Consider the following 23614-nt stretch of genomic DNA (forward strand, 5'->3'; position numbering starts at 1 on the left):
CCGCGTTAGCTGCCTCGATCACACAACTACCGCAGCAACTACGACAAACCCTCACCTGGGACCGCGGGAAGGAACTGTCCGCGCACGCGCAGTTGACCCTTGAGACGGGGACGAGGGTCTTCTTCGCTGACCCGCACTCGCCATGGCAGCGACCGACCAACGAGAACACAAATGGCCTGCTGCGCCAGTACTTTCCGAAGGGCACCGATCTGTCCCGATGGTCGGCCGAGGAACTCGAAGCCGTCGCTCACACGATCAACAACCGGCCCCGCAAGATCCTCGACTGGCGAACCCCGGCCGAAGTCTTCGCCGAGCAGCTACGCTCACTGCAACAACCCGGTGTTGCATCGACCGATTGAACTCGCCCAGTACACCTCCGGCCAGTTCCGCACCGCCCTCGCCGAGAAGAAAATCCGGCCGTCGGTCGGGCGCGTCGGGTCCTGCTACGACAACGCCGTCGCCGAAGCCTTCTTCGCCACGCTGAAAACCGAAATCGGCACCACGATCTGGCCCACCCGCGCCACGGCCCGCCAGGACGTATTCACCTGGCTGCACTACTACAACCACCACCGGCTGCACTCCACCATCGGCCAGAACACCCCAGCCGAAGCCCGAACCTACTATCGTCAGGCCCTGGCTGCCTGAAACCCCGTGTCCGCCTCACCGGGGCAACTCCACTCGCGTGATTGGAGAGGCATCACGCGTGATTGGAGAGTCATCACGCGTGATTGGAGGGGCATCACGCGTGATTGGAGGGACGACTCGGGGTGTGCCGGGGAGCCGGGTCGTTTCGGGGGCCGGGCTCGCGGGTAACCGGGGCCACATGCCCGGACGCGAAGACTTGCCCAGCACCCTGCTGCGGTCGCCGCGCAAGGCCCAGGACACGTGGGTCGCCGCGCACGACTCGGCCCTCGAGACCTACGGCCGCGGCCGGCGGGCGCAACAGACCGCCTTCGCCGCCTTGAAGCACACCTTCGAGAAGGTCGGCGACCACTGGGAGCCGAAACCCGAACCCGGTCCCTCCGACGAGCAGGCCGCCGGGGGAGCGGGGCAGCCCGAGAAGCCGACCCGCGGCGGCGTCAACGCCACCGCGAGCCGGCAGCACCTCTACGAGCGCGCCAAGCAGCTCGGCATCCCGGGCCGGTCGCGGATGTCCAAAGAGGAGCTCGTCACCGCGCTGGAAAAGGAGAACCGGCGCCGGACGGACCGGGCTCGCCGCGCGAAGTGAGCCGAAGCGTCAGAACTCGTCGGTGCCGGTGAGTTCGTGCTCGAACGCGTCCGCGCGGGCGACGACCGCCTTGAGCGGGCGCTCGAACTCCTGCTGGATGCTGAGGTCCTCCAGGGGCACGGTGTGCTTGAGCAGCGCGACGCCGTCGACCACCGCCGCGCCGCCGACGGCCGAAGCGCCGGCCAGCTCCAGCAGCCGCCGCAGGTCGAGCTTGTCCGCCCAGCCGACCGGCGAGGAGATCTCGATCCACGAGCCGCCGTCGAGCTCGGGGAGGTGGTGGACCGTCGCCTGCTGCGTCCGGTCCCGCGGGCCCTCCAGCCGGAACCGCAGCCACCCCTCCGATTCCTCGAGGACCTCGTACCGCGTCCGGACAAAGTTGATCACGTCGATCCAGGTGGTCACCCGCTGCGCCTCCCGCCTTCGGCCTGCCTGCGCGGACGAGCATCTCACGTCCCGCGCGAGGACGGTCCGGTGGTCGGCGGGGCGGAGCCCGACCACGACGGATCCCATTGCCTCGGGCGGCGGCTTGGAAGCGCTGACGCAGGTCTTCGCCCCGCTGCCCGCCGATCTGCCCGCGGCGCCCGGCACCTCCTGCTGACCGCGGAGGTCTCCTCATCGGCTGCGGGCAATCCGGTGTTTAGCTCGCGCGCTCGGGGTTACCCCGAGTAACACGCAGTCTCCACTACCGTGACGTGCAGGGTGAGGAGGTGGGCGCGGTGCCGCCCTTCCGGCGAGACCTCGTGGTCGTCGGCGCCTCGGCCGGCGGGGTCAAGGCGCTGCGGACCGTCCTGCAGAAGGGCCGCTTCCCGCTCGGCACCCCCGACCGGGCCGGGGAGGGAACGACACCGGCATGACTTGCACCGCCGTCCACCTCACTCTGGGCCGCCACGAGCAGGCGACCGTCGTCCGGGTCACCGGTGAGCTGAACCCCCGTTCGTACCCGGTGGTGCGCGACGGCTTGCTCAAGATCGCCACCGACGCGCCGGAGGGGCTGGTGGCCGACATCCGCGACCTGGTCATCGGCGACCCGTCGCTGGTGAGCGTCTTCTCCTTGGTCGCCATGCGGATCGGCGACTGGCCGGGCATCCCGTTCACCGTCGTCGCCGGGCCCGGCCACCAGAGCCTGCTGAGCCGCCACGTGGTCGACCGCTACCTCCCGGTCCGCGCCGACCTGGCGGCGGCGACGGCCGCGCTGGACCACCCGGTGCGCCGTCGTTGCGAGCGCGTGTTCCCGTGCGCCGAAGGCACTTCGGCGCGGATCCGGGAGTTCGTCACGGCGAAGCTGGCCGAGTGGGACGTGTCCGAACTCGCCGAGGACGCCCGGCTGATCGCGACCGAACTGGCGGAGAACGTGCTCCGGCACACCGCCTCCCAGCCGAAGCTGCGGCTGGAACTGCGCCGCGGGGTGTGCACCGTCGCCGTGGCCGACCAGGACGCGCGGCCGGCGATGCTGCTCGAACGACTGTCCCCGTTCGCGCCGGGGATGGGGCTGAAACTGGTCGCGCAGATCGCCCGCACCTGGGGTTGCAGCCGGTCGTGGGCCGGGGGGAAGGTCGTGTGGGCCGTGCTGCTTTCCCTTCCCGGCACCGCTGGTGACCGCCCGGCCGGGTAGCGTGCCGGCCCGGAGGCCGAGCGACCGCCTCGCGATGCTGTTCGCCGACGCGCTCGGGGCCGAGAGAGCCGCCGGGGGATTGCGAGCCCGGCGCCGGCCTGTTAAGCGTTGATCCATGGGGTTGACCAAGGTGTGGATCGCAACGCTCAGTGACGGCCTCCTCCGAGCCGACCAGGTCGTCGGCCTGACGGCGCACGCGACTCCGGCGTTGACCGGGAAGCCGCCGCGCTGGCTGCTCGACGCCACCGTGCGGGCGCCGGCCGGCAGCGGCAGCGCGGACGGCTGGGACGTCGGCATCCTCCACCGCACGCTGATCCAGACCCCGGCGGAGCCGGTCGGGGCACCGGAGGCCCTGGCGCGCCTGCTGGCCCGCCTGGACGGCGAGGACGCGGCCGGCGTGGTCACCGCGGTGCCGGACGGCGGGGGCGGTGCGGGCCGGCCGGTGAGCGTGGTGCGGTTCGGTTTCCAGCCGTTCGAGGAGGGCGAGGGCTCCGGCGCCTGACCGGAGCCCCCGGCAGCGCTACTTGGTGAGCGCGGCGATCCGGCCGAGAACCTCTTCCTGACCCAGCGCCTGCGTGATCGCGTGCAGGTCGGGGCTGCGGGTCGACCCGGTCAGCGCGATGCGGATGATCTGGGACGCCTCGCGGATGGAGCCGGGGAAGCCCTCGGGGTTCTTCTTGAACTCCTTGGCGTTGCGGGCGAAACCGTGCTTGGCCGCGACCGCGCGGATCTGGTCGAACCACTCCTGGCCGTCGTCGAGCTGGCGGTAGTCCGCGACGAAGTCGCGGGCCACGGCCTGGACGACCGCCGGATCCACGCCGAGCGCCGCGATGCGCTCGTCGTCGGGCCCGGTGACGGCCGCGTGGAGCTGCGGGAAGAAGAAGCCGTAGACCGCGCGGAACTCGCTCCACTTCTTGAGGTCCTTGCGGGGGTTCTCGGCCCCTTCGCGCTCGACCGCCAGCGCCCGCAGCGCCAGGTCCGGCTCCTCGTCGAGGACGCGCCGCAGTTCGGGGTCGAACCGCTCGGCCCACGTGCGGACCGCGTCGAGGATCGCGGCGCCGGGCAGCGTGGCGATGTGGTCGGCGGCGATGTCGTCGAGCTTGACCAGGTCGACCAGCGGGCCGGCGACGCCGCACTCGTCGAGGTTGATCGGCTCGGTCAGCGCCTGCTCCAGCGGCATTTCGGCGAGCCGGCCGTTGACGAGGCCGCGCAGGTAGTACAGGACGGCGTCGGCGGGGTAGCCGGCCTCGATGAAGAAGTCGACCGACGCTTCCGGGTCCTTGCGCTTGGACAGCTTGCGCTTGCTGCCGCCCTCCTGCTTCATCAGCGGCGCGATGTGCGCGTAGGTGATCGGCTCGAAACCGAGGGCCTCGAACAGCTGCTGGTGCACCGGGACCGACGAGATCCACTCGTCGCCGCGGATCACCAGGTTCACCCGCATGAGGTGGTCGTCGACGGCGTGGGCGAAGTGGTACGTCGGCAGCCGGGGGCTCTGGTCGGAGCTCTTGAGGATGACGACGTCGTTGCGGTTGGCCTCGGCCTCCAGCGGCCCGCGGATGGCGTCGGTGAACCGGGCCCGCGCGCCGGTGTCGTCCGGGGCGCGGAACCGCACGACGTACGGCGCTCCCTCGTCCAGCTTGGCCTGCACGTCGGCCGGGTCGGCGTTGCGCCAGATCGCCCAGCTGCCGTAGTAGCCGGTGGGCAGCTTGGTCGCCTGCTGCCGCTGGGTGATGGCGGCCAGCTCTTCCTTGGTGGCGAAGTCGAGGTAGGCCTTGCCCTGGCGGAGGAGGTCGCGCACGTAGGTGAGGTAGATGCGCTCGCGGGCCGACTGCTGGTACGGGCCGTAGTCGCCGCCGCGGTGGAGGTCCTCGTCGGCGGCCAGGTGGAAGTAGGAGAAGCCGCGCTCGAACTGCTCGAGGGCGCCTTCGACCTCGCGGGACTGGTCGGTGTCCTCGACGCGGACGAGGTACCGGCCACCGGAACGGCGGGCGACGTCCTGGTCGATGAGACCGACGTAGATGCCGCCGAGGTGCACGAACCCGGTGGGGGAGGGGCCCAGGCGCGTGACCAGCGCGCCCTCGGGCAGCTGCCGGGCGGGGTACTGCTGCTCCCAGTGCGCGGGTTCGGGCAGGTCGGCAGGGAAAAGGGCGTCGATGACCGCTCGGTCCAGCATTGGGTGTTCTCCCCGCGTCGTGGTGCACTTGCCTCGGCGAAAGTGGTCGTTTTCGCCGACGAAGAGCCTAGCCGTGCGGCCCGCGGGGGCGCCCGGGCAGGTGGTGCTCGGCGGCCGGCGGTGCTAGCTTGCCGGGAATGCGCGGTCGTTTCCCTTTCGCCAGAACGCTTTCCGCCCTGACGGCCCTCCTGGTGTTCCCGCTCATCGGGACGGCGCCGGCCACCGCGTCGCCGGGCCGTGAGTGCGCGACACCGTCGATCGACCGGCTGCAGCAGTGGCTGGCCAGCGGCGAAGGGACGACCGTCCCGGCTACCGGGAGCCTGCTCGTGCCCGAGGGGCGCCGGTACGCGGCGAAGGTGACGTTCCTGAACGCCGAGTGGCACGTGGCCGTGGTGTGGCTGGGCAACCGGTTCGAGGCGCAGGCCGACCTGTCCCGGTCGGCGGGGTTCCTGCTGACCTACCGCGCGACCGACGACCTGTACGTCCAGCTGCGCCCGGCGTCCCACTGGAGCGGCGGCGACAAGTGGCTGACACCGGTGCCCTCGACGGGCGGCCGGCTGGTCACGAAGTTCTTCGGCTTCTCGCCGCACCGGTGGACGTGGCTGCCGGAGCTGGGCAAGCCGTCGTACTCGTTCGCCTCGGCGCTGGCGGAGGCGCGGGGCCTGGTGTTCGTCGGGAAGACACCGAACGAACTGGAGTTCCGCGGCCTGCGCATCGACCGCTACCGGCCGCCCTGCCGCTGACCGGCGCCCGGCGGAAACTGTCGGTCCCCCGTGTGACACTGCCGACGTGGACATCGTCTTCGACGCCGAGCTCTGGGAATGGGCCGCCCGGCGCACCGAGAGCTGGACCTTCGTCAGCCTGCCCGCCGAGGCGTCCGACGACATCCGGGCGCGCCACGCCGGGCCGCGCCGCGGCTTCGGTTCGGTGCGCGTCCGGGCGACCCTCGGCGCCACCCGCTGGCAGACGTCGATCTTCCCGGACGGCAAGCGCGGGACCTACGTGCTCCCCGTCAAGCGGGCCGTCCGCGAAGCCGAAGGCCTCGACGTGGGCGACGTCTGCACCGTGACCGTGGAGCTCGCCGACACCTGAGCGCGCGATCCGGCGAAACGCGATCGGCGGCGGACCCGATCTGCCATGATGCGGACACCCGCCCCGAACCGCACAAAGGGAGACACGATGTCCGCCCAGATGGACGAGCTGATCGCCCAGTTCCAGAACTTCCAGCGCAAGGTGCGGCAGGCCGAGGCCCGCTTCGCCGGTGTCGGTGACATGCAGGAGCGGATCGCCCGGCTGGAAACCACCGCGACCTCGCCCGACGGCACCGTCACCGTCACCGCGGGCGCCGGGGGCACCGTCACGGGACTGCGGCTGACCGCCGGGGCCACCCGCGTCGAGGCCGGTCAGCTGGCGACGACGATCATGGACACGATCCGCCGGGCGGTGGCCGGGGCCGCGCAGCAGCAGGCCGGGATCGTGGACGAGACCTTCGGCGACGCGTTCGGCGTGGACGTCTCGGCGCAGGTGCGCGAAGCCCAGACGGAGGCGTTCGGAACCGCCGCGGCCCCGCCCGCGTCGGAGCCACAGCCGCGGCAGCCGTCGCGGCCCGCCCGACGGCCCGCCGCCGAGGACGACGACGACTTCGGCCAGGGCCCCATCCTTCGCCGATCCTAGGGAACCGCGATGCCAGACGGAATTCAGACGAACATCGGCGCGATCTCCGCCTACGCCCGGCAGCTGCCGTTCTACGAGCAGGAAGCCGACAAGTTCGGCGCCAAGATCGACGCCGCCGACGTGACGAACGAGGCGTGGGGGCTGGTCGGCCTGTTCGCCAAGCAGGGCTACACCGAGCGCCTCGCCGAGCTGCGCTCGCTGCTGACCGACCTCAAGGACGGCGTGGACGGGTTCACCACCAAGCTCACCAGGGCCGCGGAGATGTACCAGGGGATGGAAGACGCCGGGAAGGTCACCTTCGGGCGGTACGAAGCGGAAATCGACGCGATCGGGCAGGGCGAATGACCGAGCCGAAGAAGAGCATCGCCGACGCGCTGGACGTCGAGCCCTACGACGAGAGCCTGGGCGTCAACCTGGACCGCGCCGCCGGGTACGTGCCGGTGGCCGGCACCGCCTACAAGGCCGGCAAGAAGATCGGCGAGCACGCCCGGCAGGCTGCGGAGGCCGACAACCCGGGTGAGCTGGCGTCCGCGGGCGCGGCGCTGGTGGGTGACGGCGCGGCGTTCGTCGGCGCGGCCGCCGGCGACATGGTCACCTTCGCCATGGACCCGATCGGGTGGCTGGTCAGCCACGGCCTCAACATGCTGCTCGAGCTGGTCCAGCCGCTGCAGGACGCGCTGCACCAGGTCACCGGCGACGGCCCGGCCATCGGGCACGCGTCCGAAAACTTCGTCACGATCGCGCAGGGTTTCGTCGCGCTGGCCGACGACTTCGAGCGCACCGGCGACACCGCGCTGGCCGAGTGGGTGGACAACGCCGGCAACGCGGCGAAGGAAGCGCTCGGCGACTTCTCCTCGGGGATCCGCGGCATCGGCTCGGCCGCCGGTTCGGTGGCCGAGGTGCTGCAGATGTGGTCGATGGTCATGGTGGTCATCGAAGAGGTGATCAAGGGGATCATCACCGAGCTGGTGTCCTGGCTGATCACGTTGTGGCTGCCCGCGCTCGCGGCGTCGGTGATCAGCTTCGGCGGCTCGGTCGCGGCCGCGATGACCGCGTCCATCGCCAAGGCGGCCAGCGTGCTGCAGAAGGTGACGCGCTACCTCGGCAAGTTCGGCAAGCTGCTGGACTCGTTCATGGAGTTCCTGGTCAAGTACTCCGGGAAGCTCGAAGTCTTCACGCGCAAGCTGCGCGTCGGCGTGATGCCGGGCGAGACGAAGTTCGGCTTCGGCGCGGCCGCCGAGGGCTGGCAGCCGAGCAACCGGGCGCTCACGACGATGTTCGGGACCTCCGCCGGCGTCAAGCCGTTCCTCGCCGGGGCGGGCGTGAAGGCCGGCATCGGCGCGGGCAAGGGCGCGTTCGCCGAAGGCAAGGAAGCCGTCACACCCGAGGGGGACGAACCGTGGTTCGACAAGAGCGAGATCGGCGGGGACCGGAGCCCCGAGGAGACGCGCCGGGACCTCGACATCTGAGCGAGCACGTCGAACGCTGGTCGGCCGACGCCCAGGTCCGCCCCGGGTTCCGCGAAGGTGTCGAAGCGCTGATGCGGGACCGGTGGCGCGAGCCGGTCATCGTGCTGCGCCTCGGGGACACCGACGTCGGTTTCGCCGTGCCCGGCCGTCGCCAGGACGGCACGGTCGAGGGAACGCGGCTGGTCCGGCGGTTCTTCCGGAACGTCCTGCGGGGGATCGGCACGGCCGTGTTTTCGGTGTTCGCCCTGGTGAACGGCGGCGCGCCGGGACGGCCGTTCCAGCGGGAGGTCCGGGTGTCCGGCCCGAAGAACGCGATGGCGCTCGACCTGGCCGACCGGCTCCCCTCGGTGAAGGGACCGTGGCTGGTGTGCTCGCCGTCGTGCCTGGCGGTGGTGGACACCGGAACGACCTTCACCGACCCGGCCGACGCGCCCCCGCCGCGGATCGTGTGGGAAGCGCGGCAGCCGCAGGCTCCGTCGCTGAACTTCCCCCAGCGCACGTTGACCTGGCCGGACGGTTCGACCTTCCGGTTCCCGCTGCACGGCCGGTCCGAGGAACAGCACCTGCGGAGGTACTTCGAGCCGCCGGCCACCGTCCACTGGACCGGCCGCCGGTAGGCCGAGCCGTGTCCGGCAGCACGCGGGCGACGGCGGCCCAGTCAGTCCGCGCAGGCCAGGCGGGCCCAGACGATCTTGCCGTCGTCGTGGTGGCTCACGCCCCAGGCGAGGCAGAGTTCGTCGACCAGCAGCAGGCCCCGGCCGCCGGTGCGGCCGGGGACCCGCAGCCGCGGTTCGCCGGTGCCGGTGTCGGCGACCGCCACGGTGACCACGCACGGATCCTGCTCGAGGTGCAGCCGCAGCTGGCGGGGGCCGGTGGCGTGGACATAGGCGTTCTCGAGCAGTTCGCCGACGACGATCACGGCGTCGACCCGGTCCGCTTCGGCGAGCGAAGCCAGCTTGGCTTCGGCCCACCGGCGCGCGGACGTCAGACCCGCGGGGTCGGCTCCGGCCACGTCCAGCACCTGCCAGCCCGGCTCGTGGGCCGCGCCCCAGTTCACTTGCACCGTGCGGCTCCTCCTTCTGCGCAGGGCTACCCGCGGGAGGAGCTTTTACTCGAAAGAGTTGGCTAGGGCCGTCCGCTGCGCCAGAGGAACGCCGCGCGCAGGGCTTCGATGAGGGCTTCGTCGTCGACTTCGCTGGGGCGCTCGCCCATCGGGAGCCAGATCTTCTCGTCCGGGATGCCGGCGATCACGCGCGTGAGCGTGACACCCGGGTAGGTGAGCGTCTCACGGCCGCCGTGCGCGTCGGAGACGGTGACGTGGCGGGATTCCGCCCGGACGAGCACCTGCCGCTGGTCGTTCATGTCGCGCGTCTTCCCGGAACCGAACGTCTTGCCGCCGTCCAGCATAGTCAGGCGAACCGCCGAACACCTTCGGACGAACAGCGGATTTTCCTTCACTTCAGCTCAAGGAGTACTGCGCGGCAACACCTCCGCTGACGGCCGCGCCCCCGCTGTCCGGTTGCTTTGCGCGAACCGCGGTCGGGCGAATTGCCCGGTATCTATCTTTTGTCCTGTCCGACGAAAGTCGGTACCGGCCCCCGGGGCCGCGGATCACCCTCGACCCACCGGAACGACCGGTGCCGGCCCCAGCCGCCGGCTCGTCCGGCGCCGCCACCCCCGCGCGCCGGTTTCGCCCCGCGACCGCGAAAGTTAGTTACCGGCATGCGCACAACGTCCCCGGGACGCCACCTCCTCGCCCGCTCCGCCACCACCCTCGTGGCCGCCGCCGCGGCCCTCGGCTTCTTCACCCCCGTCTCGGCCACGGCCACCACCATCGACGGCTACTCCGCCACCGTGCAGCAGGAGGCCGTGGCCTCCCTCGCCACGGAGGCGGGGATCAGCGGATCCGCGGCCGTCGCCCTGCTGCGCACCCAGGCGGCCAGTGTCGACACCCTGCACCGGGTCACCGCCTCGCTCGGGACCCGCGCCGCCGACGGCTACCTCGACGCCGCCGCCAAGCCCGTCGTCAACGTGCTGGACCAGGCCGCCGCCGTCCAGGCCGAGCAGGCCGGTGCGCAGGCCCGGCTCGTCAAGCACTCCAGTGCCGCGCTGGCGAGCGCGCAGGACACGCTCCAGGCGCTGCCCGCGGTGGCGCACACCTCGATCGGGCTCGACGCGAAGGCCAACCAGGTCGTGGTGACCGTGGCCGACGCCGCCAAGGGCACCGACGCCCTGCTGAAGGCGGCGGCGGCGCTGGGCGACCGGGTCCGCGTGGACCGGGTCGCCGGCGAGATGCACACCGCGATCTACAACGGCGAGGCCATCACCGGCGGCGGGGTGCGCTGCTCGGTCGGCTTCAACACCAACCGCGGCGGCCAGAACTACATCATCGACGCCGGTCACTGCACCCGCGCGGTGTCGCAGTGGAACGTCGGCCCGTCCCAGGGCGCGAGCTTCCCGACCAACGACTACGGGCTCATCCGCAATACGACCGGCAGCGCACCCGGCGCGGTCACCCTCTGGAACGGCTCCACCCAGCGGATCAGCTCCGCCGGTACCGCGACCGTCGGGCAGCGGATCAGCAAGAGCGGCAGCACCACGCACCTCACCTCGGGTTCGGTGCAGGCGACGAACGTGACGGTGAACTACGCCGAAGGCTCGGTCTACCAGCTGATCCAGACCAGTGCGCTGGTCAACCCCGGCGACTCGGGCGGCTGCCTGTTCGCCGGCAGCGTCGGCCTCGGCATCACCTCCGGCAAGGGCGGGAGCAGCTCCTACTACCAGCCGGTGGGCGAGGCGCTCAGCGCCTACGGCGTCACCCTGAACTGAACCGGCGCCGGCCGGGGGCGGGTGCCTCCGGCCAGCCGCCGGTCAGTCCCGGCGGTGGAAGATGAGCCGGTAGCCGGCCAGGATGATCAGGGCGCCCAGGATCGCCAGGCCCCAGGTGCGCAGGTCGAAGAAGGTGCCGAGCTGCGTGTGGAACAGCGTCTTGCCCACCCAGCCGCCGACGAACGCGCCGGCGATGCCCAGCAGGATCGTGATGATGCAGCCGCCCGGGTCCTTGCCCGGCATGAGGGCTTTCGCGATCACCCCGGCGATGAGACCCAGCACGATCCACGCGATGATGCCCACGGGGTTGTCCTCTCGTCCGCTAGCTCTTGACGGCACAGGATGGCAGGCACCGGCCCCCCGAGCGCGGCGAGCCACGCCGACGTGATCCGGATCTCACCGGTTCGCGTCGGCGTGGCGGCACGGCGGCGGCTCAGCCGCCGCCGTAGGTGGCCTGGGTGACTGCGAAGACGTTGCGGTTGCCCGCCCCTTCCTGCAGCGACCAGAGCAGGTCGGCGCTCGTGTCGTCCTCCCAGTACGAGAGGCTCTCGCCGCTGCCGACCCAGGCGAACGTGGACGGCGCGGCCGACGGCTTCCAGTAGTGGAGCTGCTTCGAGCCGGAGGAGTTGAACCACCAGCGGCCGTTGTGCGAAGCCACGCCGTTGAGCTTGTACCACGGCAGCTGCAGGGCCTGGCTCGCCGTGGTCGTCGCGGCGAAGGTGCCGGTCGAAGCGAACGGGTAGCGGATCGCCCGCGGCGCCCGGTTCGGGTAGTCCGTGCAGCCCGATGAGCAGGTGTACTCGGTCATCACGATCGACTTGCTGACGCGGTCGAGGGAGATCGACGACCACGAGAGGTTCGTGCCCGACGTCGTCTTCGAGGTGATCGTGCCGACCTGCGGCAGGACGTAGGCGTAGTTGTGGGCGTAGTACGTGCTGCCGCTCTGGTGGCCGATCTGGTCGGCGGTGCCGCCGCTGTCGGTCTTGAGGATCTTGCGCATGTCGAACACGCGCATGCCCTTGCCGGTGTCGGCGACGTAGAGGTAGTCGCCGTACCAGGACATGCCGCCGGCGTGGATCGGGATGTCCTTGAAGTCCGGCGCGTCCGCGGTGCCGGTCGGCTCGACCAGCAGGATCTTGCGGTAGGCGTTGGGGTAGTCGGCGTCCCAGTCGACCAGGGTGATCCGGCTGCGCTGCTGGGCGCCGTCGCAGCCGTCCTTGGTGTACCAGCTGACGGCGACGAGCTGGTGGCCGTCGTAGTTGCCGCCGTTCGCCGTCCCCACGGCGTCGCGGCTGGTGGTGATGCCCTGCGGGTAGCTGGCGCAGTCGGAGTTGTCGCCGCTGTCGAACCGGAACCCGGTCGAGAGCCCGGCCACCGAGAACGACGACGGCAGCGCGGTGCGGTCGTGGTTGGCGTTCGCCATCACGGTGTGGACGGCCGCGGTGCCCAGCGTGGACACCAGAGCGCTGTTCACCGCGTCGAACCGGTTGTAGTCGGCGGTCAGCGTGTACTGGTCGGCGGCCAGGGTGACCGGCCCGGCCGCGGCGGCCGCCGGGGTGGCGAACGTGCCCACGGCCACCCCCGCGGCGAGCGCGGCGTAGGTGAATCGTCGGTGCAATGACATGGGTGCCATCGTCGGCCCGGGGCGTACAAGAGCCGTACAACCGGAATCGAGCCTCAGGGTGCCCGGCGCTCCAGCACCTTCAGCGCGTGCTCGCACCACCGCAGGTTCTCCCGCTCGAACGACAACCCCCGCATCAGCGTCAGGTACGGCCCGACCCGCTCGGCTTCGGCGAGGTAGTCGTCTTCGAAGCGGCCGTCCAGCAGGCGCGTGCGGAGCCGTTCGTAGCCGGCGATCTTGGCTTCCGCGCGCGCCATCCGCTCGGCCAGCGCGCGCCGGACCGCCGTCCCCTCGCCCGCGTCCACGGCCTGCACCTGCACCAGCAGCTCGTCGCGGATCACGCCGGGCCGGGGCCGGGCGGCCGTGAACGCGTGCAGCGCCCGGCGCCCGGCTTCGGTCAGCGAGAACAGCCGTTTGTCCGGGCGCCGCTCCTGGTGGACCACCCGGGCCTGCACCAGACCGTCGGTGGCCATCCGGTCGAGCTCGCGGTAGAGCTGCTGCGGGGTGGCCGCCCAGAAGTTCGCCACCGAGGCGTCGAAGCCCTTCGCCAGGTCGTAGCCCGACGCCTCGCCTTCGAGCAGCGCCGCCATCAGCGCGTGTCGCAGTGCCATGTTCAACTAGTTGAGTGCTTCGCGCTGGATCTGCTCGAACTGGGCCGCCATCGCCGCCGCCAGCGCCTGCGCCGCCGAAAGGGGCCGGACCATCACCGTGAACTCGTCGATCAGGCCGTCGTCGTCCAGGTGCAGGAAGTCGCAGCCCTCGACCCGCACGTCGCCGATCCGGGCCTCGAAGACGAGGGCGTGGTCCCGGCCGTCGCCGCCGGTCAGCTCGCGCACGTACCGGAAGTCCTCGAACACGCGCAGCACGCCGCGCAGGATCGCGGCGGTGATCGCCTTGCCCGGGTACGGCTTGAACGCGACCGGGCTCCGGAACACGACGTTGTCCGCCAGCGTCGCCGCCATGGCGTCCGGATCGCGTGCCTCGACGGCTTTGCGGAAGCTGCTCATGCCCACCTCGCCTACTCAATTTGTTGACTAGCTCGGTGAGTCTACCTCCTCCGCGTCAGCGAGCCGCTGTATAACGGCCTACACGGCGGCCCTGTGACGCTCGTACCGGGCGCGCAACGCCTTCTTGTCCGGCTTGCCCAGCCCCGTCATCGGCAGGGACTCCGCCACGATCACCTGCTTGGGTACGTGCACCGGGCCCTTGCGCTCGCGCACCGCCGCCTGGATCTCCGCCGTGAGGCGCTCGAGGTCGCCGTCCGCGTCCTTCCGCAGCACCACCACCGCCGTCACCGCTTCGCCCCACTTCTCGTCCGGGGTGCCGATCACGCCGACCTGGGCGACCGCCGGGTGCTCGGCCACCACGTCCTCCACCTCGCGGGGGAAGACGTTGAACCCGCCCGTGACGATCATGTCCTTGACCCGGTCGACGATGAACCAGAATCCGTCCTCGTCCTCGCGGGCGACGTCGCCGGTGTGGAGCCAGCCGTCGCGGAACGTCTCGGCCGTCACCTCCGGCAGGTTCCAGTAACCGCCGGCGAGCAGTGGGCCGGCCACGCAGATCTCGCCGGGCTCGCCGGGCGGCACCGGGTTGCCGTCGGCGTCGAGCAGGGCGGTGCGCAGGAAGGCCGACGGACGGCCGCAGGAGGCCAGCCGCGCGTCGTCGTGGTCGCTCTTGGCGAGGTAGCTGATCGCCATCGGGGCCTCGGACTGGCCGTAGTACTGCGCGAAGATCGGCCCGAACCGGTCGATCGCCTCGCGCAGGCGCACCGGGTTGATCGACGCGGCCCCGTAGTACACCGTCTGCAGCGAAGACAGGTCGCGCGTGCGCGAGTCGGGGTGGTCCATGAGCGCGTACAGCATCGTGGGCACGAGCATGGTCGCGGTGACCTGCTGCTCTTCGATGATGCGCAGCGTGTCGGCGGGGTCGAACTTCGGCACGACGACCAGTGAGCCGCCCTTGAGCAGCGTCGGGGCGAAGAACGCGGCGCCGGCGTGCGAAAGCGGGGTGCAGATCAGGAACTTCGGCGCCTCCGGCCACTCCCACTCCGCGAGCTGGATCTGCGTCATCGTGGTCATCGCCTGCGCGGTGCCCATGACGCCCTTGGGCTTGCCGGTCGTCCCGCCGGTGTAGGTGATGGAGACGACCTGGTCCGGCGGCAGCACGGCGGGCACGAGCGGCTGCGGCCCGAAGGTCGCGGCGGTCGCGGTCAGGTCCTTGCCGACGTGGGCCAGCGGCTCCGGCACCGGCCCGATGGTCAGCACCTTGGTCAGGCCCGGCACCTTCTCGAGCAGGCCGAGCGCGCGGTCGACGAAGGCGGGCACGGGGTCGATGATCAGGGTGGTGATACCGGCGTCGGCGAGGATGTAGGCGTGGTCGTCGAGCGACCCGAGTGGGTGCAGCGCGGTGCGCCGCGAGCCCTGCAGTTGCCCGGCGGCGATGATGAGCAGGACTTCCGGCCGGTTCAGCGACAGCAGCGCGACGGGCGCGCCGGTGCCCGCCCCGAGCGCCTCGAAGGCCTGGGCGTACTGGCTGACCTGCTCGGCGGTGCGGCCCCCGGTCATCGTGGTGTCGCCGAGCACCATGACCGGCTTGTCCCGGTGGCGCTTCAGGGCTGAGACGACCAGGTGGCCGAGGTGGTTCGGATACCGCATCGCCTGCTCGTCCATCCCGGTCCCTCCACGGTGCCAGACTAGAACACGTTTCTGTTTCCGACACGATACGGTGATCGGAGCGGGTTTGTCAGCTGGGGGATCCGGTGGAACAGGTTTCAGCGCTGGTCCGGGGGACGCGCCGGGCGTGCGCGCGTCCCCCGCAGCCGCCTCAGCCGGGCAGCCGACCCGGGTAACCGCGGTCGACGGCCACCGCCGAAATGCTCACGTACCCGTCGAACAGGGCCTTCGTGTCACTGCCGGGCTCGAACTCCGGTGCCGGGGTCACCGGGTTGTACGACAGCTGGTACGTGCCGTCGCCCGCCGGTACGTACGTCACCCGGCCCTGGGCCACGCGGCCGACCTTCGTCCAGCGCACCGGTGACGGCGCCGCGCCCGGCGTGACGTCCGGCTGGTTCACGTTCACCAGCACCATGTCCCGCACGAACGTCCACACGCGGGGCGAGGCGAGGAGCCGGACCACGACGTCGGCCGCGGCCGCGTACGTCTCCGTCGACGGCGGGGGCGCCACGCGGGTGCCCGCGCTGACCGCCACCGTCGGCACGCCCCGCTCGACCGCCGCCGTGGCCGCGCCGACCGTGCCGGACAGGTTGACCGAGACGTCGGTGTTCGGTCCCGCGTTGACCCCGGACACCACCAGGTCCGGGCCCTTCGTCCAGCCGAGCCGCTGGGGCAGGACGCCGGTCAGGGCGAGTTCGACCACGTCCGCCGGGGTGATCGACGGGCTGCCCGGGCCGCACGGGGCGCTGCCCTGGCACGCCCCGAGCACCAGGCCGTGGCCCGGCGCGTCCGCGCAGTCCGCGGCGAACTCGGCCGGCACCGCCAGCGGCGGTGCCACGGACGCCGCCGGTGAGCCCGCCGTGGACCGGCTCTTCGCCCCTTGGGACGCCCAGGGGCCGACGATCGCCACGTCCGCGCCGGCCCGGCACAACGCCCGCCGGAGCACGTAGATGCCCCGCCCGTCGGACCCGTCGGGCTTCGCCGCCTGCACCGAGTCGTCGTTGATCAGCAGAACCTTCTTGCCCCCCAGCGAAACCGGTCGATCGGGCCGCGGGTCGGCTTGGGCGGGCCCGGCCAGCGACAGCGCCACCGCCGCCGCGACCGCGACGCGCAAAGCCTTGTACCGCATCGACACCTCCTCATTCGTTCGGAATCGGAGGGCCAGGCTAGCGGGAACGGTGGTGGCGAGGGGGTGTTTCGCTCGATCCCACGGCGAACCCGCCCCGAGGCCGGGACGGGTTCGCCAAGAGCATCCTTTGTGGACGGTTACGGCACCGGCGCCGCCTGCGCCCGGGCCACGGCCTCGTCGTGGTCGGGCTGCAGCAGGTAGCCCGCTCGCAGGGCCCGGTCCGCCGCCGCGGTGAACTCGGCGACGTACGCGGCGTGGTCCGGGTACAGCTGCCGGATGCGCGCCGGTGACAACGGTGTCGTCGTGCCCAGCAGCAGGCACGCGCCCGGCACGTTGCCGCCGCTGTTGTTGGGGGAGTACGCCGCCACCGGGACGTCGAGGTCGGGCAGCCGGACGCCGCCGAGGGCGTTCTGGTCGCCGTCGCGCAGGATGACGAGGTTGAACAGCATCGCGATCGGCGCCGCCGTCGGCGGCGCCGCGCCGCCGCGCGCCCAGCGGTCCAGGTAGCGGAACGCCGCGTTTTCCGCGTAGCGGAAGGTCATGTTGTTGACCGGCTTGTCGCACGTTGTCGGAGCGCCGTCGTTGATCGACCGGTCCCGGGCGTTGGCCGCGTTGTACAGGTTCAGGCCGTACTGGTCGGCGTGCGCGGTGCCGGCGACCTCCCAGGTGCGCACCAGTGCGGTGTCCTGCCGGACCGAGGCCGACGCGACGACGTCGGTCTCCGACTGCAGGACGAACACCGGCACGCCGAGGTCGGTGCGGATCCGGGCCGACAGCGGGCCGGTGACGCCGTCGCCGATCGGGGCCGCGAGGGCGGCGCGGCCGTGGATCATCAGGCCGTCGTAGCTGTGCCGCACCGGCTGGATCGCGTTCGCGTACGTGGTCAGCCGCAGCGCGGACTGCGAGTGCCCGGTGGCCAGGACGACCGACGGCGTCCGGCCGCCCAGCAGCTGCGGGTTCGCCCGGACGGCCTGCGCGGCCTGGGAAAACACGTCGTAGGAAAGCGCGTCCCCGCTGAGGTCGACCGCGGCGTACCGCGCCGGGTCCAGGCTCCTGAGTTTGTCGGCCCCCGCTTTCTGGGTCGTCACGCCGACGTAGGCGTAGCCCTCGCGGACGAAGTGCTCGTAGGACTGGGAGAAGTCCACGGGGATGTCGACGCCGAAGCTGACGTTGAGCCATTCGACCACGACCGTGCCGTTGAACCGCGCGGCATCGCGGGGCCGCACGACGACCAGCCGGGTGGTGTAGGGGTTGCCGGTACTGGCCACGCGGGTGGTCCAGCGGCCGTCTTCGGTCCACAGTCCCACCTGGTCGAACGTGTCCGCCTGCCCGGACAGCAGGTATTCCTCCTCGACGTACCCGCGGGCGGCGAGGTCCAGGACGCCTTGGGCGCCGCTGACCGGCCAGCCGCGCCCGGCGTTCGCGGGCACCGCCGAAACGGTGGGTGCGGCGGACGGCCCGGCGTGGGCGGTCCCGGTGAGCAGGACGGACGGCAGGAGCACGGTCAGCAGCACGAGCAGGGCTCTGCGCATGGGTAAACCCTTCTGGTGGTCGGCGGTGCGAAAGCGGCTCCCGGCTTCCGTACCGTCCACATCGGACATTGCCTGGCGGCCGGTCCGGCCACCGCCTTTGTCTTTTACCCGCCGGTAATCGCGGGGGCAACGCAGCGTGCGCGAACCGGGGGTAAGCCACCCGGGACCGCTCAGGGATGTGACAAGTCCACGCCGCCGGCACTCGCTTGCCGCAAAACTTCGGAAAGTGCTTTCCCGGCCGCAACCTTGCGCAGGCGTCACTCGTTGCGCGACTATCTCGGGACGTTCTGCACGTGCATGCGCACGGCGAGGGGGTGTGGTGACCGAAGTGGCGCCGGCGGTGGCCGGGACGACGGACGTCCCGAGCGACGCGGTCTTGATAGCGGCGGTCCGCGGTGGCGACATCGCGGCGTACGGCGAGCTGTACGACCGGCACCTCGCCGCCGCCCGCCGGGTGGCGGCCGCGATCGCGGCCGACCGGGCGGAGCGGGACGACCTCATCGCCGAGGGGTTCACCCGGGTACTGCGGATTCTGCGTTCCGGCGAAGGCCCGGACGAGGATTTCCGGCCGTACCTGCTGACGACCATCCGGAACACGATGATCAGCTGGCGCCGGCGCGACGCGGCGGTCTCGGTGGTGGCCGAGGTACCGGACGTCCTGCCGGGCGAGGGGAGCGACGAGCCGGTCGGCAACCGGCTGCACGCCACGGTCGCCGCGGACGCCTTCGCGAGCCTGCCCGAGCGGTGGCGGGCGGTGCTGTGGCGCACCGAGATCGACGGCGAGTCACCCGCCCGGATCGCCGAGGACCTCGGGATGACGCCGAACGGCGTAGCCGCGCTCGCTTACCGCGCCCGTGAGGGCCTGCGCCAGGCCTACCTGGACCAGCACGTTCCCGAGGCGCGGCGGCGCAATTGCAAGAACATCTCCGGCCAGCTGGCCCGGTGGGTGCGCGACGGCATCTCCGACCACAAGGCCCACCGGATCGCCGCGCACCTCGACCGCTGCCCGGACTGCCGGGAGCTGGCCGCCGGGCTCCGCCGGCTCAACGAGGAACTGCCCGCCACGGTCGCCCCGCTCATCCTGGGCGTCCCGATCGTCTCGCAGTGGCTGTCCACCACCGGCTCGCTCGCCGGCTCCGGTGCGACCGCGACGGCCACCGGCACCGGCGCGTCCGCCCTGTCGTGGGCGACGGCGGCGAAGGTCGCCGCCGCGGGCGCGGCCCTGGTCACGACCGTGACGATCGGGGCGAGCACGTCGAGCGACGCCCCACCGCCGCTGTTCGGCAGCGACGGCACGACGACCCAGCCCGTGCGGACCGGGCCGCAGGCCGGCTCGCGACCCGGCGTGCCGCCGGGCGGCGTCGCGCCGACCCCGGGCGCGGCGGGAACGTCCGGGTCCGGCGCTTCCGGCGTGGAGACGACCGGGGCCCAACCCGCCGGAGAGCCGGCCGGGACCGGGGCCGCAGACCCCGCCGCTCCGGCGGCGGGCAGCGGCAACGCGAACAGCGGCAACGGCAACAGCGGGAACGGCAACAACGGGAACGGGAACGGCAACAACGGCAACGGCAACAACGGGAACGGGAACGGCAACAACGGGAACGGGAACGGGAACGGGAACGGCAACAACGGGAACGGGAACGGGAACGGCAACAACGGGAACGGGAACGGGAACGGCAACAACGGGAACGGCCTCGGGAACGACCCGGCCGCGAAGGAGTCCAAGCAGGCGGCCAAGTCGTCGTCGAAGGCCGCCAAGGAGTCCGCGAAAGAGTCGAAGAAGGCCGAAAAGACGGAGAACCCCGGCGAGTGACCCGGCGCCGCGCGGCGCCGGGTCACCCCGCTCAGCAGGGCTGCAGCAGCCAGCAGAGCCGGTAGTTCGCCTGGTAGGTGGCCCCCGTCGCCGGTGCGACGACGTTCTGCGTCCGCGCCCCGCCGTGCGCCCAGCTGCTGAAGGCGTACTTGAGGTTCAGCGGAGGCAGGTTCTGCGGGCTGTCCGCGCTGATCGAATTGGCCGATCCGGCGATGACCGTCCGGGAGAACGGCGTGCGCTGCTGGATCCCGCCGACGGTGAGGGTCGCCTGGCTGGGGTTCGAGGTGAAGTTCAGCGTCACCGTCTTCGGCTGGAGGTCGATCGTCTTCGACCCGGTCCGGCCGGTCGAATCCGTCGCGGTCAGCGTCAGCTGCAGGTACGACGGGTATTCGTGGTCGGGGGCGACGAACGAGCCCGCGGCGACGCCGGGGAAGTCCTGGACGTTGTGGGTGTGGCAGGTGCCGTTGGCCGCGCAGTGCCGGATGGCCAGCCGCCAGGACAGGGCCGAGGGCGGCAGCTCGCCGTCCTGGGGGTCGACGGCGCGGCCGGAGAACGGCACGGTCTGCCCGACCGACCAGGTCAGCGTGGCCGCCGGGCTGTCGATCACCGGCACCGGGTCGAGCCCGGCCGGGGTCCCGGCGGTCACCCGCACGGTCGTGGTCGCCGACGCGCCGTGGGAGTCGGTGACCCGCAGCCCGGCGTCGACCGCCGCGGCGGTGGGGTAGGTCCAGGTGGGACGCGGGTCCGCGGAGTCGTCGTAGGCGCCGTCCGCGTCGAGGTCCCAGGCGTAGGCGAGCGTGTCGCCGGCGTCCGGGTCGGTGGAGCCGGTGCCGTCGAACTGCACGGTGAGCGGCGCCGGCCCGCTGGACGGCGTCGCGGTGGCCACGGCGACCGGCGGCCGGTTGGTGCCGCCGGCGTAGCTCACCCGGCGCAGCTCGCCGCTGCCCAGCGCGACGTAGAACAGGTCGCCGCCGGGACCGGTGAGCAGCTGCACCGGCGTGTTGACGCCGGTCACGAAGGGCACCAGCTTGCTCGGGCTGGGCTGCCCGGCGACGGTCTGCATCGCCCAGATGCAGCCGCGCGAGGAATCGGCGAAGAACAGCGCGCCGGCGTACTCGGCGGGGTAGTTGCTGCCCGACTCGAAGGCGATCCCGCTGATCGAGGAGCCACCGGTGGGACACGGGTCGGTCGCCACGACCTTGGCGCTGTGGTTGTAGGCGTAGTACGGCGCGGTCTGGCCGCCTGCCGAGTACAGCGATTCGCAGCGGTCGAGGTTCGCGCCGTCGTAGCCGGCCTGCCGGGCGGCGCCTTCGAAGCAGGGCCAGCCGAAGTTCTCCGCCACGGCGTCGCCGGCGTCCGCGACGCGGTTGATCTCTTCCCACGTGTTCCAGCCGACGTCACCGGCCCACAGTTCGCTCGTACCGGGCCGGAAGCCGAACCGGAACTGGTTGCGCGAGCCGTAGGCGATGATGCGCCGGGCGTTGGCGTCGGCGCTGCTCGCGAAGGGGTTGCCGGGCAGGCCGTCGCCGGTGTCGGGGTCGATGCGCAGGAGCGCGCCGTTGAGCAGCACCGGCTGCCCGGCGGCGCGGCGTGGGGACTGCGACCGCAGGGCGCCGCCGTCGGCCGACGGCGGGGCGAGGTTCGTGCCGGCGGGCGAAGGCGGGTCGGCGCAGGGGTTGCCGACCTGGCCGTAGTCGGCGAAGTTGAAGCTCGCGCCGTCACCGCCGCCCGCGTACAGGGCACCGTCCGGGCCGAAGGCCAGCGCGCCGACCGAATGGCTCGGGAACTGCTGGCACCAGTCGGTGACCAGCGGTTTCTCGCTGACGGCCGTTCCGTCCGGGCCCATCGTCAGCCGGGAGACGCGGCCGGTCACGACGCAGCCGGAGTCGGTCGCGCCGGGCGGCGTCGGGCACGTGTCGCCCCACTTCGGCGCGGTTCCGCCGGGGAGGGCGTCGAGGGTGTAGGAGACGTAGACGTACGGCCGCGCGGGGAAGGCCGGGTCGACCGCCAGCCCGAGCAGGCCGCGGTCCCAGAAGTCCTGGGTCGGGGTGCGCAGGTCGGCGAACACGGTCGCCGTCGGGTCGGCGAGGGAGTCGAACACCTTGACCAGGCCGCTCTTCTCGGCGACGAACACCCGTCCGTCGGGCGCGAAGGCGGCGGCGGTCGGCGAGCTGAGGCCGCCGATGGCGACCGTGTCGGTGAAGCCGGCGGGCACGGCGGCGGCGGGTGCCGCGACGGCCACGGCGAGCGCGCCGGCGAGGGGCACGACCACCCCCGCTGCCAGTGCGCGTCTTGATCTTCGGGAAACCGGGAAACGACGAAATCCCATCACGAACTCCTCGTGCGGCGGGGACCGGACTGGCGCGGACGCCGTCCCGTATGGCGCCGGAAGTCCGAAAGGTGTTACACCCCAGGCGAGAATGTGCACGAATCGCGTAATGCCCGCGGGAGGGAATAACCCACCGCCCCCGCGATCGCCCTCCGCCGAGCGCGCTCCACAGTGGACGGTCGGTGGTACAACGGGCGTACAAGGCCGGTGTACGGATTTTGGATCGCCGGCTGGCGTACTCGGGCCATGAGAACTCCGAAGGTCATCCTGCTCGCGCTGGCCGTGGCGGCCGGCGCACTGGCGCTGCCCGGGACGGCGAGCGCCGCCTACAGCGACCCGCTGACGACGACGGCCAAGCAGAGCCTCGTGTGGCACGCCACCCCGGCCGCCGCCCTGACCGCGCTGGACAACGCGCTGCCGAACGTCAGCATGAACACCGTCGTCAACGACACCAGCTACGACATGACCGGCTGTACCGCCGCGGAAAAGGCCGCGCTGCCCAAGGCGCCGGCGGCCACCAAGTCGATGTGCTGGGACGCCGACCGCGCCGGAACGACGACCTGGAGCCCCCAGGGCATCACGACCTCCGGCGACGCCGACGACGACGGCAAGTGGGGCGACGACAAGATCATCCTCTCCGGCTGGCACGGCACCGACGCACTCGGCCGCTACAACGACGCGCGGATCCAGGCGATCAACTACGACAACCCGGCTGCGCCGTCCTACCGGATGCTCTACCTGGCCGTGCCGAACAGCACCGGCTCCAGCTTCTCCGCGGCGCAGGCCCACATGGGCGGGATGGCCTGGTACGGCGACAAGATCTACGTGACGGCCGAAGGCAGCACCTCGACCGCCATCCGCGTGTTCAGCACCAAGCACATCCTGCAGCTGACCGACACGACGTCGAACTCGATCGGCAAGACCTCCGGCGGGTACGCCGCCTACACGTACAAGTACGCGATGATGCAGGTCGGCTACTACACCTACGCCGGTGGCACCTGCAGCATGGCCTCCGACACGGGCGTGCCGTGCTTCTCGTCGATGTCGCTGGACCGCAGCACCAGCCCGGCCAGCGTCGTGACGACGGAGTACTTCTCCGACCAGAGCCTCCACGGCCGTCTCTACCGCTACCCGCTGGGCACGGACTACCTGCTGGCGGCCTCGTCCGGCACGGTGGCCGCGACCGAAGCGCTGCGCAGCTCGGTCGGCAACATGCAGGGCGTGCTGTCTCACGACGGCAGGTGGTACGTCGCCCACAGCTCGGCGACGATCAACGGCCAGCTCTGGAGCCAGACGACGGCGAAGAGCAGCTCGGCGACCTGCGACGCCGGGACGGCGGCCTGCTGGGCGGTCCACCCGGAGGCCCTGACCTACGACTGGTCGACGGGCCTGGTGTGGTCCCAGTCCGAGTGGTCGACGGCCGACTGCGCGGCGAAGAACCAGACCTGCGGCCGCGCGGTGTTCGCGGTGCCGCTGTCCTCGCTGCCCGGGTGAGCCGGGTTCGCGGAACGGACCGTCCCGGTCCCGGGGCGG

The 23614-nt window shown here is 71.7% G+C and carries 27 protein-coding genes; 15 read left to right on the forward strand and 12 right to left on the reverse strand.

Annotated elements, in window-relative coordinates; genetic code table 11:
• The 3 genes from ACLJOU_RS08405 to ACLJOU_RS08415 form a co-directional block, all read left to right on the forward strand.
• The coding region (locus ACLJOU_RS08405; RefSeq protein ID WP_410564806.1) for an IS30 family transposase at nucleotides 1-359 on the forward strand (359 nt) is incomplete at its 5' end.
• A complete protein-coding gene (locus ACLJOU_RS08410; protein ID WP_410564807.1) occupies nucleotides 343-645 on the forward strand; it encodes an integrase core domain-containing protein in 303 nt (100 codons plus the stop codon). The genes ACLJOU_RS08405 and ACLJOU_RS08410, both read left to right, overlap by 17 nt.
• Before the next feature lie 178 nt (nucleotides 646-823).
• Nucleotides 824-1228, forward strand: coding sequence for a ChaB family protein (locus ACLJOU_RS08415; RefSeq protein WP_410564808.1), 405 nt, complete (start codon nucleotides 824-826; stop codon nucleotides 1226-1228).
• A 9-nt stretch (nucleotides 1229-1237) separates the two neighbouring features.
• Here ACLJOU_RS08415 and ACLJOU_RS08420 read toward each other — a convergent pair whose 3' ends face one another.
• A complete protein-coding gene (locus ACLJOU_RS08420; protein ID WP_410564809.1) occupies nucleotides 1238-1630 on the reverse strand; it encodes a hypothetical protein in 393 nt (130 codons plus the stop codon).
• A gap of 314 nt (nucleotides 1631-1944) precedes the next feature.
• On the opposite strand from ACLJOU_RS08420, the gene ACLJOU_RS08425 reads away from it, so the two are divergent.
• From ACLJOU_RS08425 to ACLJOU_RS08435, 3 genes are all read left to right on the forward strand, one after another.
• Entirely contained in the window at nucleotides 1945-2082 is a 138-nt protein-coding gene (locus tag ACLJOU_RS08425) for a hypothetical protein (RefSeq protein WP_410564811.1), read from the forward strand.
• On the forward strand, nucleotides 2079-2840 hold the full coding sequence (locus ACLJOU_RS08430; RefSeq protein WP_410564812.1) for an ATP-binding protein: 762 nt from the start codon (nucleotides 2079-2081) through the stop codon (nucleotides 2838-2840). Before ACLJOU_RS08425 ends, ACLJOU_RS08430 begins: the two co-directional genes overlap by 4 nt.
• Nucleotides 2841-2955: 115 nt before the next feature.
• On the forward strand, nucleotides 2956-3342 hold the full coding sequence (locus ACLJOU_RS08435) for a hypothetical protein (protein ID WP_410564814.1): 387 nt from the start codon (nucleotides 2956-2958) through the stop codon (nucleotides 3340-3342).
• An 18-nt stretch (nucleotides 3343-3360) separates the two neighbouring features.
• Here ACLJOU_RS08435 and ACLJOU_RS08440 read toward each other — a convergent pair whose 3' ends face one another.
• Nucleotides 3361-5013 carry a glutamate--tRNA ligase gene (locus tag ACLJOU_RS08440; RefSeq protein WP_410564816.1) on the reverse strand — a complete coding sequence of 551 codons (1653 nt, stop codon included), beginning with the start codon at nucleotides 5011-5013 and terminating at the stop codon, nucleotides 3361-3363.
• A 137-nt stretch (nucleotides 5014-5150) separates the two neighbouring features.
• Between ACLJOU_RS08440 and ACLJOU_RS08445 the strand changes: the two genes are divergently transcribed.
• From ACLJOU_RS08445 to ACLJOU_RS08470, 6 genes are all read left to right on the forward strand, one after another.
• Nucleotides 5151-5756 (forward strand): hypothetical protein, encoded by a 606-nt coding sequence (locus ACLJOU_RS08445; protein WP_410564817.1) that lies wholly within the window; start codon nucleotides 5151-5153, stop codon nucleotides 5754-5756.
• A 46-nt stretch (nucleotides 5757-5802) separates the two neighbouring features.
• Complete coding sequence (locus tag ACLJOU_RS08450) at nucleotides 5803-6105, forward strand: DUF1905 domain-containing protein (protein WP_410564818.1); 303 nt, start codon at nucleotides 5803-5805, stop codon at nucleotides 6103-6105.
• A gap of 87 nt (nucleotides 6106-6192) precedes the next feature.
• The gene (locus tag ACLJOU_RS08455; RefSeq protein ID WP_410564820.1) at nucleotides 6193-6687 is read left to right on the forward strand and encodes a YbaB/EbfC family nucleoid-associated protein; all 495 of its coding nucleotides are present in this window, start codon (nucleotides 6193-6195) and stop codon (nucleotides 6685-6687) included.
• Between the two features lie 9 nt (nucleotides 6688-6696).
• Nucleotides 6697-7032 (forward strand): hypothetical protein, encoded by a 336-nt coding sequence (locus ACLJOU_RS08460; protein WP_410564821.1) that lies wholly within the window; start codon nucleotides 6697-6699, stop codon nucleotides 7030-7032.
• On the forward strand, nucleotides 7029-8156 hold the full coding sequence (locus tag ACLJOU_RS08465) for a hypothetical protein (RefSeq protein WP_410564822.1): 1128 nt from the start codon (nucleotides 7029-7031) through the stop codon (nucleotides 8154-8156). The genes ACLJOU_RS08460 and ACLJOU_RS08465 overlap by 4 nt, the downstream gene beginning before the upstream one ends.
• Before the next feature lie 71 nt (nucleotides 8157-8227).
• Nucleotides 8228-8773 carry a hypothetical protein gene (locus ACLJOU_RS08470; protein ID WP_410564824.1) on the forward strand — a complete coding sequence of 182 codons (546 nt, stop codon included), beginning with the start codon at nucleotides 8228-8230 and terminating at the stop codon, nucleotides 8771-8773.
• A 41-nt stretch (nucleotides 8774-8814) separates the two neighbouring features.
• Here the strand turns inward: ACLJOU_RS08470 and ACLJOU_RS08475 are convergent, their stop codons facing one another.
• Entirely contained in the window at nucleotides 8815-9219 is a 405-nt protein-coding gene (locus tag ACLJOU_RS08475) for an ATP-binding protein (protein WP_410564825.1), read from the reverse strand.
• 62 nt (nucleotides 9220-9281) lie between these two features.
• Complete coding sequence (locus ACLJOU_RS08480) at nucleotides 9282-9518, reverse strand: hypothetical protein (protein ID WP_410564826.1); 237 nt, start codon at nucleotides 9516-9518, stop codon at nucleotides 9282-9284.
• Nucleotides 9519-9878: 360 nt separating this feature from the next.
• On the opposite strand from ACLJOU_RS08480, the gene ACLJOU_RS08485 reads away from it, so the two are divergent.
• On the forward strand, nucleotides 9879-10985 hold the full coding sequence (locus ACLJOU_RS08485; RefSeq protein ID WP_410564827.1) for a S1 family peptidase: 1107 nt from the start codon (nucleotides 9879-9881) through the stop codon (nucleotides 10983-10985).
• A gap of 42 nt (nucleotides 10986-11027) precedes the next feature.
• On the opposite strand, the gene ACLJOU_RS08490 is transcribed toward ACLJOU_RS08485, so the two are convergent.
• From ACLJOU_RS08490 to ACLJOU_RS08520, 7 genes are all read right to left on the reverse strand, one after another.
• A complete protein-coding gene (locus tag ACLJOU_RS08490) occupies nucleotides 11028-11288 on the reverse strand; it encodes a GlsB/YeaQ/YmgE family stress response membrane protein (protein ID WP_013225295.1) in 261 nt (86 codons plus the stop codon).
• A gap of 130 nt (nucleotides 11289-11418) precedes the next feature.
• Nucleotides 11419-12609, reverse strand: a complete 1191-nt coding sequence (locus ACLJOU_RS08495; RefSeq protein WP_410564828.1) for a hypothetical protein — start codon at nucleotides 12607-12609, stop codon at nucleotides 11419-11421.
• Nucleotides 12610-12662: 53 nt separating this feature from the next.
• The gene (locus tag ACLJOU_RS08500; RefSeq protein ID WP_410564829.1) at nucleotides 12663-13217 is read right to left on the reverse strand and encodes a PadR family transcriptional regulator; all 555 of its coding nucleotides are present in this window, start codon (nucleotides 13215-13217) and stop codon (nucleotides 12663-12665) included.
• Between the two features lie 6 nt (nucleotides 13218-13223).
• Nucleotides 13224-13613, reverse strand: a complete 390-nt coding sequence (locus tag ACLJOU_RS08505; protein ID WP_410564831.1) for a nuclear transport factor 2 family protein — start codon at nucleotides 13611-13613, stop codon at nucleotides 13224-13226.
• Nucleotides 13614-13691: 78 nt separating this feature from the next.
• A complete protein-coding gene (gene fadD8 / locus ACLJOU_RS08510) occupies nucleotides 13692-15278 on the reverse strand; it encodes a fatty-acid--CoA ligase FadD8 (RefSeq protein ID WP_410564832.1) in 1587 nt (528 codons plus the stop codon).
• A gap of 154 nt (nucleotides 15279-15432) precedes the next feature.
• Nucleotides 15433-16410: a 5'/3'-nucleotidase SurE gene (gene surE, locus ACLJOU_RS08515; protein WP_410564834.1), complete on the reverse strand. Its 978-nt coding sequence runs from the start codon at nucleotides 16408-16410 to the stop codon at nucleotides 15433-15435.
• A gap of 137 nt (nucleotides 16411-16547) precedes the next feature.
• Nucleotides 16548-17942 (reverse strand): alpha/beta hydrolase domain-containing protein, encoded by a 1395-nt coding sequence (locus ACLJOU_RS08520; protein ID WP_410564835.1) that lies wholly within the window; start codon nucleotides 17940-17942, stop codon nucleotides 16548-16550.
• Between the two features lie 319 nt (nucleotides 17943-18261).
• Here ACLJOU_RS08520 and ACLJOU_RS08525 point away from each other — a divergent pair, with 319 nt between their 5' ends.
• On the forward strand, nucleotides 18262-19752 hold the full coding sequence (locus ACLJOU_RS08525; protein WP_410564836.1) for a sigma-70 family RNA polymerase sigma factor: 1491 nt from the start codon (nucleotides 18262-18264) through the stop codon (nucleotides 19750-19752).
• A gap of 31 nt (nucleotides 19753-19783) precedes the next feature.
• On the opposite strand, the gene ACLJOU_RS08530 is transcribed toward ACLJOU_RS08525, so the two are convergent.
• Nucleotides 19784-22081, reverse strand: a complete 2298-nt coding sequence (locus tag ACLJOU_RS08530; RefSeq protein WP_410564838.1) for a PQQ-dependent sugar dehydrogenase — start codon at nucleotides 22079-22081, stop codon at nucleotides 19784-19786.
• Between the two features lie 246 nt (nucleotides 22082-22327).
• Here ACLJOU_RS08530 and ACLJOU_RS08535 point away from each other — a divergent pair, with 246 nt between their 5' ends.
• Nucleotides 22328-23575: a hypothetical protein gene (locus tag ACLJOU_RS08535; RefSeq protein ID WP_410564840.1), complete on the forward strand. Its 1248-nt coding sequence runs from the start codon at nucleotides 22328-22330 to the stop codon at nucleotides 23573-23575.
• Nucleotides 23576-23614: the final 39 nt, after the last annotated feature.

Source organism: Amycolatopsis sp. cmx-4-61, assembly GCF_046548775.1.
In the GTDB taxonomy this organism is placed as follows: Bacteria; Actinomycetota; Actinomycetes; order Mycobacteriales; family Pseudonocardiaceae; genus Amycolatopsis.